Source organism: Alteromonas sp. RKMC-009, assembly GCF_003584565.2.
GTDB lineage: Bacteria > Pseudomonadota > Gammaproteobacteria > Enterobacterales > Alteromonadaceae > Alteromonas.
In genome coordinates this window covers 1,745,040-1,759,436 of record NZ_CP031010.1, presented here as the reverse complement: position 1 = coordinate 1,759,436, position 14,397 = coordinate 1,745,040, and the positions used below count along the sequence as shown (strand labels likewise).

11 protein-coding genes are annotated in these 14,397 nt (G+C 48.4%); 4 read left to right on the top strand and 7 right to left on the bottom strand.

From position 1 onward, the window contains the following. Positions 1-91: 91 nt before the first annotated feature. The 4 genes from DS731_RS07725 to DS731_RS07710 form a co-directional block, all read right to left on the bottom strand. Complete coding sequence (locus DS731_RS07725) at positions 92-499, bottom strand: tellurite resistance TerB family protein (RefSeq protein ID WP_119503352.1); 408 nt, start codon at positions 497-499, stop codon at positions 92-94. Between the two features lie 248 nt (positions 500-747). After that, positions 748-1,968 carry a phosphoenolpyruvate carboxylase gene (locus DS731_RS07720; protein WP_119500779.1) on the bottom strand — a complete coding sequence of 407 codons (1,221 nt, stop codon included), beginning with the start codon at positions 1,966-1,968 and terminating at the stop codon, positions 748-750. After that, the gene (locus tag DS731_RS07715) at positions 1,965-2,600 is read right to left on the bottom strand and encodes a condensin complex protein MksE (protein ID WP_119500778.1); all 636 of its coding nucleotides are present in this window, start codon (positions 2,598-2,600) and stop codon (positions 1,965-1,967) included. The genes DS731_RS07720 and DS731_RS07715 overlap by 4 nt, the downstream gene beginning before the upstream one ends. Beyond that, a complete protein-coding gene (locus DS731_RS07710) occupies positions 2,597-6,277 on the bottom strand; it encodes an ATP-binding protein (RefSeq protein ID WP_119500777.1) in 3,681 nt (1,226 codons plus the stop codon). The genes DS731_RS07715 and DS731_RS07710 overlap by 4 nt, the downstream gene beginning before the upstream one ends. A 99-nt stretch (positions 6,278-6,376) precedes the next feature. Here DS731_RS07710 and DS731_RS21915 point away from each other — a divergent pair, with 99 nt between their 5' ends. Continuing rightward, positions 6,377-6,553, top strand: coding sequence for a hypothetical protein (locus DS731_RS21915; protein ID WP_161599124.1), 177 nt, complete (start codon positions 6,377-6,379; stop codon positions 6,551-6,553). Positions 6,554-6,635: 82 nt separating this feature from the next. Here the strand turns inward: DS731_RS21915 and ffh are convergent, their stop codons facing one another. Then, positions 6,636-8,030 (bottom strand): signal recognition particle protein, encoded by a 1,395-nt coding sequence (ffh, locus tag DS731_RS07705; RefSeq protein ID WP_119500776.1) that lies wholly within the window; start codon positions 8,028-8,030, stop codon positions 6,636-6,638. A gap of 218 nt (positions 8,031-8,248) precedes the next feature. On the opposite strand from ffh, the gene DS731_RS07700 reads away from it, so the two are divergent. Together DS731_RS07700 and DS731_RS07695 are read left to right on the top strand one after the other, a co-directional pair. Then, on the top strand, positions 8,249-9,040 hold the full coding sequence (locus DS731_RS07700) for a cytochrome C assembly family protein (RefSeq protein WP_119500775.1): 792 nt from the start codon (positions 8,249-8,251) through the stop codon (positions 9,038-9,040). A 138-nt stretch (positions 9,041-9,178) separates the two neighbouring features. Then, entirely contained in the window at positions 9,179-10,474 is a 1,296-nt protein-coding gene (locus DS731_RS07695) for an HlyC/CorC family transporter (protein WP_119500774.1), read from the top strand. 1 nt (position 10,475) lies between these two features. Here DS731_RS07695 and DS731_RS07690 read toward each other — a convergent pair whose 3' ends face one another. Together DS731_RS07690 and sixA are read right to left on the bottom strand one after the other, a co-directional pair. Continuing rightward, positions 10,476-10,664: a hypothetical protein gene (locus DS731_RS07690; RefSeq protein ID WP_119500773.1), complete on the bottom strand. Its 189-nt coding sequence runs from the start codon at positions 10,662-10,664 to the stop codon at positions 10,476-10,478. A gap of 121 nt (positions 10,665-10,785) precedes the next feature. Then, a complete protein-coding gene (sixA, locus tag DS731_RS07685; protein ID WP_119500772.1) occupies positions 10,786-11,298 on the bottom strand; it encodes a phosphohistidine phosphatase SixA in 513 nt (170 codons plus the stop codon). Between the two features lie 176 nt (positions 11,299-11,474). On the opposite strand from sixA, the gene DS731_RS07680 reads away from it, so the two are divergent. Further along, positions 11,475-14,225 (top strand): insulinase family protein, encoded by a 2,751-nt coding sequence (locus DS731_RS07680; protein ID WP_119500771.1) that lies wholly within the window; start codon positions 11,475-11,477, stop codon positions 14,223-14,225. Positions 14,226-14,397 lie beyond the last annotated feature (172 nt).

Sequence of the window (14,397 nt, the reverse complement as noted above, 5' to 3'; positions counted from 1 at the left end):
TTGAAGCGGCCTTTTTCATGTCGTCAGTACTTATTTTATCTGTTCAGAATTCAGATACCGGTCATCTTTGCAAGACGCCGTATTTTTCGTTCTAGTTTAATTCCGAGGGTGATACCGGTTTCGCACGGTTTACCAGCGCTTTCGCAAGCACCTTGTGTGTTAACAGTGACAGAAGCTCTGTTTCTTCATCACTACGTTCGCCGTCAATGCCGGTGATGGCCATGGCCACTTCCAGCGCCTTATCAGCATCAAAGAGTAAATCAGTTTGTAACGTGCGCAGATACCGTTGCTCTTCGCCTGCATCCAGCACCTGCCGTGTCTGGTAGATAGCGTCGGTAAAAAATGCCTCGCGGCAAATGGGGCTTTGCCAGTCTAAATGGTTTATAACGTCTTCCAGATAATCCTGTTCTGAAAGTGTGACCTTGCCGTCAACCTGGTATAACAAAACCGATAAACGGATCAGAGCTTGATTAAAAGCCTGCTCATGGGACAACTGCATGATAATCTCCATTCGTGTGCCATATGCCTTAACAGTCTGATAACAACGACGGTCAGCCGGTATTATCAAATTCGCGCGCCACTTTAGTTCCTCTATGTGACACGCCTATTACGCATAGCTGCTACAGAAAGTTCATTATGTTACACAAATGTTAATTATATGGAAATTTAAAAAATTTTCATCCTTTGTTCAGACTAAATTGTTCTAAACCGGGATGAATGACACAGAGTTGACGGGTTATGCCGGGACTATCTGAGCCCCAGCGTAACGTCATTAATGTAGAAATTGCCGGTGTAAACAGCGTCCGGCTGGCCGGAAGCATCCAGCGCGAAGAATTGTTTATCGTTTTCATCCAGCGACTGATAACCGCCGATAACCTGATAAATCCATACCTCTTTATCGAACTCAAGTTCCCGTTCTTCAAAGTACTCAAGGGCTGATTTAGGCTGACCGGAGTCAATTACATCACAGAAGTAATCATCCACAGCAACATGGATAGGATCCTTCTCCAGAGACACACTGGACTGAGCCGTAACTTCAATTTCCTGTGCGGCCTTGTGGGCATTTTCATCCGGCTTACGGCGATGAATGTCAGTCAGGGTGCTGACAATCATCTGATAGTCACCTTCGTGAGCGACCTGATTCACGTCGGCTGCCGCCGCTTCAAGCACACTCTCTGCCTGATTGAACAACACGGGCACCTGACTTAATGCCGGATAATTGCCTGGCGTAAAATCCGGTTGTTGCTCCATGTGCAGTAAAAAGCCCTTGAGCAGACGGGTACGTCCCTGAAACTCACGGAAGCGCCCCAGCAGGTCGAGTAAGCGGGCCTGCACCACAGACAGTTCCTGCGCAGCTTTAGAGAAACTCTGCTGTAACGCAACGACCAGCAAATGCCGCAATTCACGGTTACTGCCGGCGAGCTCACTGAGTTCATCAAAATGGAAACTTTCCAGTTGCTGCAGTAAGTCACTCACCTGTCCCTGCGCCAGTTCGTTCTCACGAATTTTTGCTTCTACCGAAGAGACATAGCCAAACTCATTGTTAATGCGACTGAACAGCACCCTTACGCTGTTGGTCAGTGACTCTGTTAACTGATACACATGCTCAGTTAAATCGGTCATATGAGCATGGGCTTCGTTAAAACGGTTGTAGTGCAGCGACTCTTTGTAGTGCTCAGCTAACGTGCGCAAGCTTGCCAGCGACGCAGTGATGTTTGTGTTGATGGTGCGGTTTCTTTCATCTTGCAAACTGCCTTCCAGCAACGCACGTACCGCGTTTTTCAAGCGCAGCGGACTTTGGGGATCGGGACGCCACAACACACCTAGCTGAACCAGTTGCTCCAGCACTTTACGGCTAAAATCCGCCTCTTTTACCGACCCGTTGACGTAAGCATGCATGATGAGGTCGCTGTGGCGGCCCAGCGCATTGAGCAAACGTGTGCCGGCCTGAACCAACACCTGACTCATATCAGGCTCCCCTGCTGCACGGCAGCCTCAGCTTGCTCAGACAACGACAGACTTTCGGTTTCGTCGATAAATTTGATCATCTCGAAAAGATGCTCAACTTTACCGGTCACCAGATAAATCTGCTTTTCGGTATTCGGTTTAATCAGGTATCCCATGTCGGTAAGACGCTTGAACACCTGCTTAAGCTGACCGTCCAGATTCATACTGGTAGAGTTGAACACCCGGTAACGAGATATTTTTTCGAGCTGTTCAGCATAAGCCGGCGTATCTTCAATAACACTTTGCAGTTCATTTAAACGCAGTGCGTTACCCATAGTGACGGGCATATCCGACTCACTGGCTTGCTGTACCAGTAACAACCATTCCACCAGCGGCACCAGGCTGGATGCAGTTTCCTGAAACTGCTGGGTCAGCACTTTGCGCTCATCGTCACCCAGCGTTAAATAAGCAGCGAAAAACACGTCACCTTCACCGGTTGACGCCAGTGTGCGGTTGAGCACATTCAGATGAGGCTCAAGCTTCTGTGCATTGTCGCGGCTTTTCAAGTAGCGCCAGCCTTCTTCATCACTCACCTGACAAATAAACTGCCCTTTAAGCAATAAACTTAAAATACGACCCTGTTCTGACATCATGCTGACACCTCCTGTTCGCGGCGGGCTTTAATGCGTTCCGCAATAGCGCTGACTTTTGGCTCAACCACCTGTAACTGTCTGCTGACTTTATCGATAAGGTAGCGATTCTCAAACAGCGTTAATACATCAGACTCAGGATTCGGGAAGGCCCCTACCACGCTGATATTATTGTTCTGACAGGCGTCGAAGATCTTCTTCACGTTACTCTGGTGAAGTGTGCCTAATTCATCGATAGGCCAGTGAATAGTGGTATCGGCTTCACCACGAAGCAGACGGGTAAAGGCAAGCAGGAACTTACACAAAATAAGGTAAGCCATACCGTGACTGGAAGACTCGTTCAGCTGTCTGTCGGTACGGATCACAAGATCGCTGTTGCCTTCACGTAAATGCAGTTCAATATCCAGCAGTTTACTGATGCCGCCGGTCAGCGCGGCACGGCCGAGTATATCCAGCACACGGCGCATACTCTGCCCATATTCTTCATCCGGCAGCTCATTGGCACCCTGCCTCATCCACTCGTCGTAGAGAGCCCGGAACTGTTCCAGTTCAGGCCAGAATTCCAGTTCACTGATCCGTGAGCGGATTTTTACCGCGGAGTCAGACACGCCATCCAGGAACAGTTCTCCGTCAACCTCTCTGGTAATGCGGCGGCTCTGACTGACGATGCGCTTATCGATATCTGCCAGTACGTAGTAGTACTGACTCAGATCCGCACCAAAGATACGTCCCTGCTCTTTCAGGCCCTGTAATTTCTGCGGCACAATAACATTCAGCAATTGCGCCAGATGGCCGACCATGCGCCGGTGGTCAACGCTCTTCACACCCTGGGCGTTCATCACGGCACATTCTTCACGGGCCCGTTCCCAGGTATCTGACAAACCGGTTCCCGCCTGCGCGGCGATAAGCTGATCAAAGCGTTCAACATAAGCTTTCACATCAGACATCAAGCCTTCGCGCTCCTGCAGGGCACTCTGCACCTGAGATAAGCGTTGATTAATGGATAACTCATCATGGCGTACAGCCTCTTCGGCCTGTACCGCCGGCAGGGCAATTTTTGCCAGCGATTTAGCAAAGTTAACCACCTGCTCATATTGCTCCGATGAGGTTTTCAGCGCTGACTCTAACTGACCATGCTGATCTTTGAGCTGCTCCCGCGTTTCCCGGTACACGGTTTGTTTTGCAGCCAGTTCGCGCTCAGATTCGGCCAGTGACTTACGGGCTTTCGCCAGGCTGTTTTGCCAGGCAACTTTGTGACCGGTGAACACCGTCTGATACCAGCGTTCGTAGTCAGCAACTTTATGACGATGAGTTTCTGTGCGGTAGATATCTTCTTTAAGCACTTTAATGCGCTTTTTCATCTCACCGATTTCATCCACATCCACGCCGCGGTTATTCAGCTCATTTTCCAGCCACTGCTCAGTGTCACGACGGTCTTTTGCCGCATTGTCTCTGGCTTTACGCATGTCTGAATCAAGCTGACTGATACGGGCATCAGTGTCAGCAATCAGCTGCTGCCAGTGGAAGCTGTGCTCCGTTTCGGCTTCCCGTTGCTGATCTTTAATCTCATCGCGGTCAAGTTCAAACTGTGCCACCAGCTGTTTTCTGGCCTGAACGTTATCATCCAGTTTGCTGCGCGCTTTCTGTTTGCGGGCCGACAACGCCTGCTGATATTCACTCAGTACTGCATCACGATCCTGCTGGGCACGCTTACGGGTGGCTTCTGCACTGCGTACAGCGTTATCTTTCTGGGTCATCGCCAGCTCAGCGTTACGCACGTCTTCGTTGGCTTTCGACAATACCGCTTCACACTCGTTTTGTGCCGCTAACGCCAGCGCCAGAGATTCTTCTGCAGCACTTAAACGGGCTTTAAGCTCCTGTTCAGTATGGGCATATTCCGGCGTGTCCAGTGCTTCCAGTGCCAGCTTAATACCAAACAGGCTTTCACCTTCAGCCAGTTGGGGAACGAGATCTTTGCGCTCCAGCAATTCGGGACGCACGACCTTACCCAGCGTATGTTCCCAGTTATCCAGGTTGCCACGGAGAAACTCCAGCAAGGAACCTTCCCCGGGGTACAGGAGCTGATTGATACCATCAACCTGCTTTTCCTGTGCCTGATGCTGGTTGCGGGCTTTATCCAGTGCCGATGAGGCTGACTGACGGTGCAGTACCGCCTGACTATGGGCCTGCTGTGCCTGACGATACTCGCTGCGCGCAGCATCTTCATTGATACTGGCTTCTTTTATTGCGGCATCCAGTAAATCAAGCTGAGACTGCTCAAACTCGTTGTAACCGGCGTTATTCAGACCGGCTTTCAGTTCGGCTTCTGCAACTTTCAGGTCGCTGAGGGCGTTTTGATGTGCGTGATTTAACGATTGAATTTGCTGTGCATAATCGTCGCGGATGTTTTGCAATGCATCACGCTCTTTCTGCTGCAGATCACTACGTTTATCTGCCGCTTCCTGACGGCTGGCTGAAAGCTGCTCCAGGTTCATACTGAGCTTTTCACCCAGTTCAGCAATACGGCGGTTAAATGTGGACTCAATATCCTGATGTTTTTCAGTCAACAAGGTATACCGGCCGGATACCAGTTCCAGCTCGTTCTGCCACTGCCCGAGATTTGCCACATCTTCTTTTAACTGTTCAATGTCCTGTTCCTGCCAGCTCTGGAATTCCTCTTCCACGGCATCCAGTTCCGAGGTGTATTTTTCTACGTCCGCGCGGGCAGATGACACCGTCTGATTGAGCGTGTCGCGGGTCTCAGACCACTGGTTATCATTTTGCTTGCGCTGGAACTGATTCTCTTCCAGCTGGTTTTTAGCCGTTTCAACAGCCGCCGATAAATGACTCTTATCCGCCTCAAACAACTGCTTTAAACCGCCAAGCTGCTTCTCTGTCGTTCCCAGCGCCATATCGGCCTGTTCAAGTTTGGCAAACTCGGGGCGGATACGATCAAACTGCTTGATGAGTTGACATTCACGCAGCCAGTCATCCACACGGTTGCGGCTTAAATTTGACGTAGGCGGCTGCACACCGTCTTCTTCCAGAATAGCGGCAATCATGGCCTTGATGGTTTCCATCTTGCCTTCTTTAGAATGCACGGCTTTAGCCAGCTTCTCGATGTGACGTACATGCAAATTAGGCTGACACAAACTGAAAATACGGGCGTAACCCAAGAGTTCCCGTGCATTGCTGCTCTGGTTCAGTACACCGTGATCGTTTTGCAATATGGCACGGAAGTCTTTTGTGGTCAGTAAACTGGTTACCAGCACGTTGTTGCGTTTCATCGCTCTGGCAAGCTCGGCGCTGCTGATACTCACCCGTTTACCGTTTTTTTGCGGCAGCAGGTAATCGTCGATATCAAAAGGTTTACCGATAAAGCGGTAATTAACCCCAGTCCCGTTAGAACTCAATACCGCCTGACATAAATCCCCTTCAGCACGGGTGAATTCGTAAATAATAAAACTGGATGTGCGGGGTAAATACCAGCGCTCAAAGCTGTCCCGGGTGGCCGGTACAACGCGGCTGGGATACTCGCCGTAAAATACGGGAATAAGTCGCTGCAAGGTGGTTTTGCCGGATGCATTGGTACCGCAAATATTGGTATGTCCATCCAGTTTGAGTTCAACGACACCCGGCAGGTGGGTATCAATAAGAATGATGCGTTTTAAACCAGCCATAATAATCCTGTCTTCGTACCGGCATATCTTTTTTGTTATCGTCGTGACCGCCGGTATGCGTCTTGCTGAAATTGTTATACCGCTGTCGGGAGGGGAAATATGTCAGGCATTGCAAACCAGCATTCCGGCCTGCAAAGAGTCTGGCCCGAACCTTTTCTTCAAGGCATCCCTGTCGCCAGCGATATCCATCGTTTAAGCGGGGTAGCAGTGTATTATGAATTGGCAAAATTGCCCAGTGTGGATGTGATTTTGTCGGTATTCCGGTGCACTGTTTGAGTGAATATCAAACAGTGCAGTTAGTCCCCCGCCACAAAAAAAGAGACGGCATGCCGTCTCTTTTTCGTTTTATCCCTGTAGCTTACCGTGGCGGGAACATTCCGCCGCCACCGCCCATGCCACCCATTCCACCCGGAGGCATCATACCCTTCATCTGGCGCATCATTTTCTTCATGCCGCCGCCGGACATTTTCTTCATCATTTTTTGCATTTGGGTGAATTGCTTCAGCAGACGGTTAACATCCTGAATTTGCGTACCGGAACCGGCAGCAATACGACGTTTACGGGAGCCTTTGATCATGTCAGGACGCTCACGTTCAGCCGGCGTCATTGAGTTGATAATGGCTTCCATCTGATTGAACTGCTTTTCATTGGCCTGATCTTTAATTTTGTCAGCCATGCCGCCCATACCCGGCAACTTGTCCATGAGACCCATCATGCCGCCCATATTGCGCATCTGTTCAAGCTGCTCTTTAAAGTCCTGAAGGTCAAAACCTTTGCCTTTCTGAACTTTCTTCGCCAGTTTCTGCGCTTTGTCTTTATCAACTTTACGCTCAACTTCTTCAATCAGGCTGAGTACATCACCCATCCCCAGAATGCGCGAGGCAATACGCTCGGGATGGAACGGCTCAAGGGCATCAACCTTTTCACCCATACCAATGAACTTGATAGGTTTGCCGGTGATTTGACGCACCGACAACGCGGCACCACCACGGGCATCACCGTCGGCTTTAGTCAGGATCACACCGGTAAGCGGTAATGCATCATTGAAGGCTTTCGCTGTATTTGCCGCATCCTGACCGGTCATGGCATCTACCACGAACAAGGTTTCTACAGGTTTAACCGCAGCGTGAAGCGCTTTGATTTCATCCATCATGTCTGCATCAACGTGCAAACGACCGGCTGTATCCACTAAAAGTACATCGTAAAATTGTTTTTTCGCCGCATCGATGGCGCCGTTAACAATATCAATGGGCTTTTGTTCAATAGAGGAAGGATGGAAACCCACACCCACATCTGTAGCCAGTGTTTCCAACTGCTTGATTGCCGCAGGACGATAAATATCCGCACTGACCACCAGCACTTTTTTCTTTTCGCGCTCAGTAAGATATTTAGCCAGTTTACCCACACTGGTGGTTTTACCGGCACCCTGCAAACCTGCCATCAGGACAACAGCCGGAGGCTGGGCAGAAAGGTTCAGCTTTTCATTGGCCTCCCCCATGACAGACTCAAGTTCAGACTGCACTATTTTTATGAAGACCTGACCGGGCTTCAGAGCTTTGGTCACCTCTGTGCCTACAGCACGGGCCTTGACCTGGGCGACAAATTCTTTGACTACCGGTAAGGCAACGTCCGCCTCAAGCAGTGCCATGCGCACTTCCCTGAGCGTGTCTTTAATGTTGTCTTCGGTCAGTCTGCCACGGCCGCTGACGTTGCGTAACGTCTGACCAAGGCGTTCAGATAAATTCTCAAACATAAGGCAGCTTCTTCAAATCGGTTAACTCATTATTCCCGCCATTATAGCGAAAAAGGCGTTCACAACGAACCTTGATATGTGTTTCTCTGTTTATATTGTCTTAATCTGTGTAAAAACAATGGTTCTGGTTGAATTTCCTTTGCACTTGCAGTATCAATACAGCCAGTAAAACGGGTGCAGGAAAAAGTCACACAGCACCCCTTCGTACAGGAATTGGGATGACCACCGTATTTGCCGTTGCCGGCATAATTTTTTATCTTGCTGCCGCTTTTCTTTTGATGGGCAAGATTGTCAATCAGCAAACACCAAACAAGAAACTGGCAATGGTCCTGTCTCTGGCAGGTGCGGCTGCCCATATTTGCTACCTGTCACAGGCCATTGTTATTGCCCCTGGCCAGAACATGAGTATTACCAATGTATTGTCACTGGTATCCTGGCTCATCACTGTATCTATGCTTATCAGCGCATCGGTCATGCCTAATATCATTCTGCTGCCCGTGGTGTTTGGGTTTTCTGCGATGACAATTGCGGCCGCTCAGGTACTGCCGGTCAGTCATATCATGCACATAGAAATGCAGCCTGGTCTGGTTATCCACATTACCCTTTCGTTATTTGCCTACGGCACGCTGGTGATCGCTTTTCTTTACGCGCTGCAAATGTCGTTTATTACGTTTAAGCTGAAACAGAAAGGCGCATCTCTGCTGAATTCGCCGCTACCTCCGTTAATGCTGGTAGAGGGCATGTTGTTTAAGCTACTGCTTGTCGGCACATTCCTGCTGATTTTATCGCTGGTAAGCGGGTTCGTCTTCCTCGACAATATGTTCAGTACCATGTATGCCCATAAAACTGTCCTGTCGATAATTGCCCTGGCAGTTTATATTGTCCTGCTTACCGGTCAGCACATTTGGGGCTGGCGCGGCAAACAAGTTATCGTACTCACCGTTATTGGTCTGATGCTGCTCACACTCGCCTATTTTGGAAGCCGCTTCGTCAGAGAAATACTGCTTTAAAGGCTTCTTAATGTCTTAAAATGCAGATAAAATGCCCGAAAAAGACCAGTTATAATAAAGATTCATTAACTTACACTTGAAACCCGCTGTCTGAATAACTAAATTGGATAGTCCACACAGGTAAAGGAACCCGGATTTTTGGACGACATATCAACGAGTACGCTATTTATTGCACTTGGCGTGCTGATTTTTTTATCTGCCTATTTCTCAAGCTCTGAAACAGGCATGATGTCGATAAACCGTTATCGGCTCAAACACTTGCAAAACGAAGGTAACCGTGCAGCTTTACGGGTGCAAAAGTTACTTGAACGTCCTGACCGTCTTATCGGCCTGATCCTGATTGGTAACAACCTGGTTAATATTGCGGCGTCTTCTATCGCAACGATTATCTGCACCCGTCTGTTTGGCGATTACTGGGGATTTTTTGCAACCACATTTGGTCTTACCCTGGTCCTGCTGATATTTGCCGAAGTAACCCCGAAAACACTGGCGGCGTTGTACCCTGAAAAAGTCGCGTTCCCGAGCTCAGTCATTCTGCTACCTCTGCTATTTGTACTTTATCCGTTTGTTGCACTCATCAATTCCATCACCAACAGTATTTTATTTCTGCTTCGGATCAACCCGACAAATGGTAACGATGACTCCCTGAGCCGGGAGGAATTACGGACGGTGGTATACGAGGCCGGTACGATGATACCGAAAAAGCACCAGGACATGCTGGTGGGTATTCTTGATTTAGAGAATGTCACCGCCGAAGATATCATGGTTCCCAGAGCAGAGATTGTCGCAATTGATATCAACGATGACTGGAAGAAAATCCAGAAGCAACTTACCCATGCCCAGCATACCCGTGTACTTCTTTATCGTGACAGCATTGATGATGCTGTGGGCTTTGTGCATTGTCGCGATGCCCTTCGTCTGTTATCAAAAGATCAATTCACCAAATCGAGTTTGCTACGCGCAGTGCGTGAAATTTACTTCACACCGGAGTCCACCCCGCTGCATACTCTGATGTACAAATTCCAGGCAGAAAAAGAACGTATTGCTCTGGTGGTCGATGAGTACGGCGATATTATGGGCCTGGTCACGCTGGAAGATATTCTTGAAGAAATCATCGGTGACTTCACCACGTCCATGGTGCCGGACCACAGTAAAGAAGCGAACATTCAGCAGGATGGCAGTGTGCTGGTAGATGGCAGTGCCAACGTGCGTGATTTAAACAAGGAAATGGACTGGAAGTTGCCTGTTGACGGCCCGAAAACCCTTAACGGTCTAATTCTGGAGTATCTGGAAGAAATTCCGGAAAATCAGGTCAGTGTGCGTCTCGCCGGTTATCCTATGGAGATCGTGGATATAAAAGACAACATGGTGAAAACTGTGCGTATCCTACCCGAATACTTCACTGAGCCACGGGATAACGCTTCAGATATTTAATTTACTCTGATTTCTCTTTGGCCTGCGCTCTGCGGGCCAGTACCTGCGCTTTCGCCGCAGCAACTTTACCCGACAACACATTCAGTTTGCCTAGGATATCTTTTAGCTCCTCATCATCTCTGAGATCGGCTTCCGCCATATGACTCTCCAGAGATCGACGGAGCAAATCCGGAATAGATTTGGTCGTCATTAGGAATACTGCCCTGCGCAGCTGGTTACACTCTCACTAACCTGTATATCGGTTAATAAACCAACTTCTGAAGCATTTTTTTGATTTTATTGAGAAAGCCTTAAGAATCTTTGGCTTAGGGTTACCCCTGGAAATGTGCGAGCAGTTCGCCATGCTGTTTCTGCACATTATAACGGACAACAGCAACTGAAGCGGTGGCAAACAGGCTGTTACTGGGTATGACACACACTTCATCAAGAAAGTAACTGACAAAGGGCATGTGACTGACCAGTAGCATACGTTCAACAGGCTGACTTCTGCTCTGCGTGGCGGTGAACAGGGTGTCTACATAGTCGTGTGCGAGTTTTGGATTGCCTTCCGGAATAATGTCTTCACACAACTCCGTTTTATTAGCACTGATATCCAGACTAACCATGTCAAATGTTTGACGAGCACGGCGGTAAGGACTGATGAGAGCCAGATCTATTTGCCGGTCCGGGCAGTAGTTATCAATAAGCCAGTTAGCACTGACTGATGCCTGAGCCCTTCCATAATCGGTAAGCTGCCGGCTTTTATCATCAACCCGTAATGATTCCGCCTCACCGTGGCGCATGATAAACAATAAAATGTCGGCGTTGGAATTTTGACGTGGCATAGTTTAATGAATATGATGAAAGACTACACTGTAACCATAGCAGACCGGAAAAGACTAGCCTAGTATAAATATGTAAGACTTTAGGTGATACGGACGAGTAATCAATTCAGGAAGCGCAAGCGCCGGAAAGTTACCTTTTAAGAAATGCAGTAAAAAACATAAATAAAGAGAGCATTTTGACAACACCACTGAACCTGGAAAAAGCCACTTTCCATACGCTTCCAAATGGCCTGCGGGTCATGATTTACCAGCATGAACTGACACCCTCCACCTATGTTTCCATGTCTGTCCGTGCCGGCCATTTTTATGATCCCGAACAGTGTGAAGGTTTATCTCACCTCCTCGAGCACATGATGTTTCTGGGCAGTCGCCACTTGCCCAAGGCCAACAGTATTAACGATATGGTGGACAGTGCAGGCGGCAGTATCAACGCCTGGACCGGCACTGAGTTTGCTAATTACCATTTTCATTGCAGAAGCGCGGAACTCAAACGCATTCTTCCCGCTTTTGCAGATATGCTCAGACTCCCTTTGTTAGATAAAGACACTCTGGATAAAGAAATCAACGCTATCGAGGCGGAATTTCAATTTAAACGTAAAGATGATTTGCGCCGTCTTTATCAAATCCATAAAGAAACCGCGAATCCGGCCCATCCCTTCAGTAAATTTTCTGTAGGCAATGCCAATATTTTCCGCTCTTTACCGGAAGACGAACTGCATAAAGCGTTACACGATTATCATTGTCAGTACTACACTGCCAGCAATATGTGCCTGGCCATTTTTACCAGTGAAGATCCGGAAGATGTGCTGGAACTGACTCAGCAGAGCTTCAGTGCATTCCGTCAGGGTGAAGAAGCGCCAAAAGAATGGCCGCCACTCTATAACGAAGAACAACTTGCGGTAGATATTAATATCATTCCGTTGCAAACCGCGCGGCGGATGATTGTCACCTTTGCTCTGCCCGGACTCCATCTGGATTACCGCACCAAACCGCTTAACTATTTAAGTCATCTCATCGGCGATGAAGGTGAAGGCAGCTTACTGGCCTGTCTGAAGGCCAAAAACTGGGTCACCAATCTGATAGCAGGCAGCGGGATTGAAGGCGATGACTTTAAAGATTTCAATGTCAGCTTTCAGTTAACCGAAGAAGGTCTGAATAACAGAGACAGCATACTTGAAGCCTTATTCGCATTCGTCAGGCTCATTAAAAACAGTATTGATGAGAAGTGGCGGTATCAGGAAAAAGCGCATCTTGGCGCACTGGCTTATCAGTATGAAGAGAATCCCAAGCTGCAAAGTATTGTTTGTGAATATTCCCAGCATCTGTTCACCTTCGACAGCGAAGAAATAAAGCTCTTCAGAATCATTATCGACAGTTTTGACAAGCAGAAGCTGGAACACGCACTGTCCTTTTTTACCCCCCATACAATGCGGGTAAAAATGATTGCGCCTGACCTTCCCACAGATTCGGTATGCCGGCACTATAACGCCCGTTATCAGATGCGTCCCCTGCCTGAAGACTTATTGCACAAGCTGGCAGAGCCGGAAGCTTACGACGGTTTACAGTTACCTCCGCCCAATCCTTATCTGGGTGATGATTACCACCTTACTATTCCGGGCGATGATTATTTACTGCCTAAGGCGCTGGTCAGAGAAGAACATTTCGCATTCTGGTTTGCGCAGGACAACCAGTTCCACAGCCCGAAAGGCGATATTTATATTTCTTTCGATGCACCTGCATTTAATGACAACCTGATTGCAGTAGCGGCAAAACGTATCTGGCTTGCAGCGCTGAATGACCATTTGCAGGCGAAATATTACCGCGCAGAAATTGCCGGCCTGCATTACCGGATTTACGGACATCAGGCTGGTTTTACCCTCCATACCCGGGGATTTTCAAATCATCAGGTCAAGCTGGCTGGTCAGCTGCTGGAAACTATCCATCAATTTATGCCTGAAGCTTCCCAGTTTGAGCGTCTGAAAGCCATGCAAATTCAGACCCTTGAAAATGCCCTGATGAATAAGCCTACCAACCGGTTGTTTTCACGGCTCAGCGTAATTGTTCAGCGCAATACCCAAGCGCCGGTGGAACTGTTAAAGGCAGTCCGTGAATGTTCTTTCGAAGATATGACAGACATTTGCCGGCAGGCGCTGGATAAATATTTCGTTGAGAGCTTTATGCATGGCAACTGGCCGGCAGAAGAAGCCTCTACCTTTGCAGAGCATTTAAAAGGTGCCTGCCCCGGCGCCGGTTGTCAGCCATTGTCCCGCGCTGTGACCCAATTACCTGTTGGCGAAGCCCTCTATCACGAAGTCATATGTGAACACGATGACGCGGCAGTAGTACTTTATCTGCAGGCGCCCGGTAACAGCCTGAAAGACACCGCCATGTGTATGGTGCTGGAACAAATGCTCGCCGCCCCGTTTTTCAATGTACTCAGAACAGAAAAGCAACTCGGGTACGTGGTTGGCACAGGCTATGTGCCTCATAACCAGCATCCGGGTATGGCTTTCTACATTCAAAGTCCGTCTCACGAACCGGAAGTTTTGCTTAAAGAAATGACCTCCTTTCTGTTTGAGCAACTTAATGAAATCGATTTTTACCGCTTCTACTGGTCAACCATTCAAAAGAATCTGCTAAAACAGATGGAAGAGCGAGATTTATCACTGTCGATGAAATCGCAAAGGCTGTGGGTAAGCCTGGGCATTCAGGACCATGGTTTTGACAGGAACAGTAAGCTTGCCGACCTGATTTGCAGACTGTCTTTTACCGATATACAGGACTACGCCAACGCGCTGGCCAAACGAAGCTTGTTCGGCGAACTGGTATTGTTTGCCCCCGGTAAATTCAAAGGTATCGACGTACCTCAGGACAGATTGCTCAGCGACCTGTCATCGTTCAAAAAGCAAACACCTTATTTTGACTGATTTTTCACGATAAATAGGGTGTAAACTTTAAAGTGGATAAGAATTAACCTCCTCTGCCCCCTATCCGGAAAAAAACTTGTAGATATTGGCTGATTTCGGCATATTGAACCTTCGGTTTGAATGGATGCTGCCGATAATAAACGTAATTAAAACGATAAAATAATACGGCCAA

What these genes read in the sequence shown, in the direction of transcription:
- DS731_RS07715 (WP_119500778.1), bottom strand. Translation starts at nt 2,600, where the DNA reads ATGATGTCAGAACAGGGTCGTATTTTAAGTTTATTGCTTAAAGGGCAG.
- DS731_RS21915 (WP_161599124.1), top strand. Translation starts at nt 6,377, where the DNA reads ATGTCAGGCATTGCAAACCAGCATTCCGGCCTGCAAAGAGTCTGGCCC.
- DS731_RS07720 (WP_119500779.1), bottom strand. Translation starts at nt 1,968, where the DNA reads ATGAGTCAGGTGTTGGTTCAGGCCGGCACACGTTTGCTCAATGCGCTG.
- DS731_RS07710 (WP_119500777.1), bottom strand. Translation starts at nt 6,277, where the DNA reads ATGGCTGGTTTAAAACGCATCATTCTTATTGATACCCACCTGCCGGGT.
- DS731_RS07700 (WP_119500775.1), top strand. Translation starts at nt 8,249, where the DNA reads ATGACCACCGTATTTGCCGTTGCCGGCATAATTTTTTATCTTGCTGCC.
- ffh (WP_119500776.1), bottom strand. Translation starts at nt 8,030, where the DNA reads ATGTTTGAGAATTTATCTGAACGCCTTGGTCAGACGTTACGCAACGTC.
- DS731_RS07725 (WP_119503352.1), bottom strand. Translation starts at nt 499, where the DNA reads ATGCAGTTGTCCCATGAGCAGGCTTTTAATCAAGCTCTGATCCGTTTA.
- DS731_RS07690 (WP_119500773.1), bottom strand. Translation starts at nt 10,664, where the DNA reads ATGACGACCAAATCTATTCCGGATTTGCTCCGTCGATCTCTGGAGAGT.
- sixA (WP_119500772.1), bottom strand. Translation starts at nt 11,298, where the DNA reads ATGCCACGTCAAAATTCCAACGCCGACATTTTATTGTTTATCATGCGC.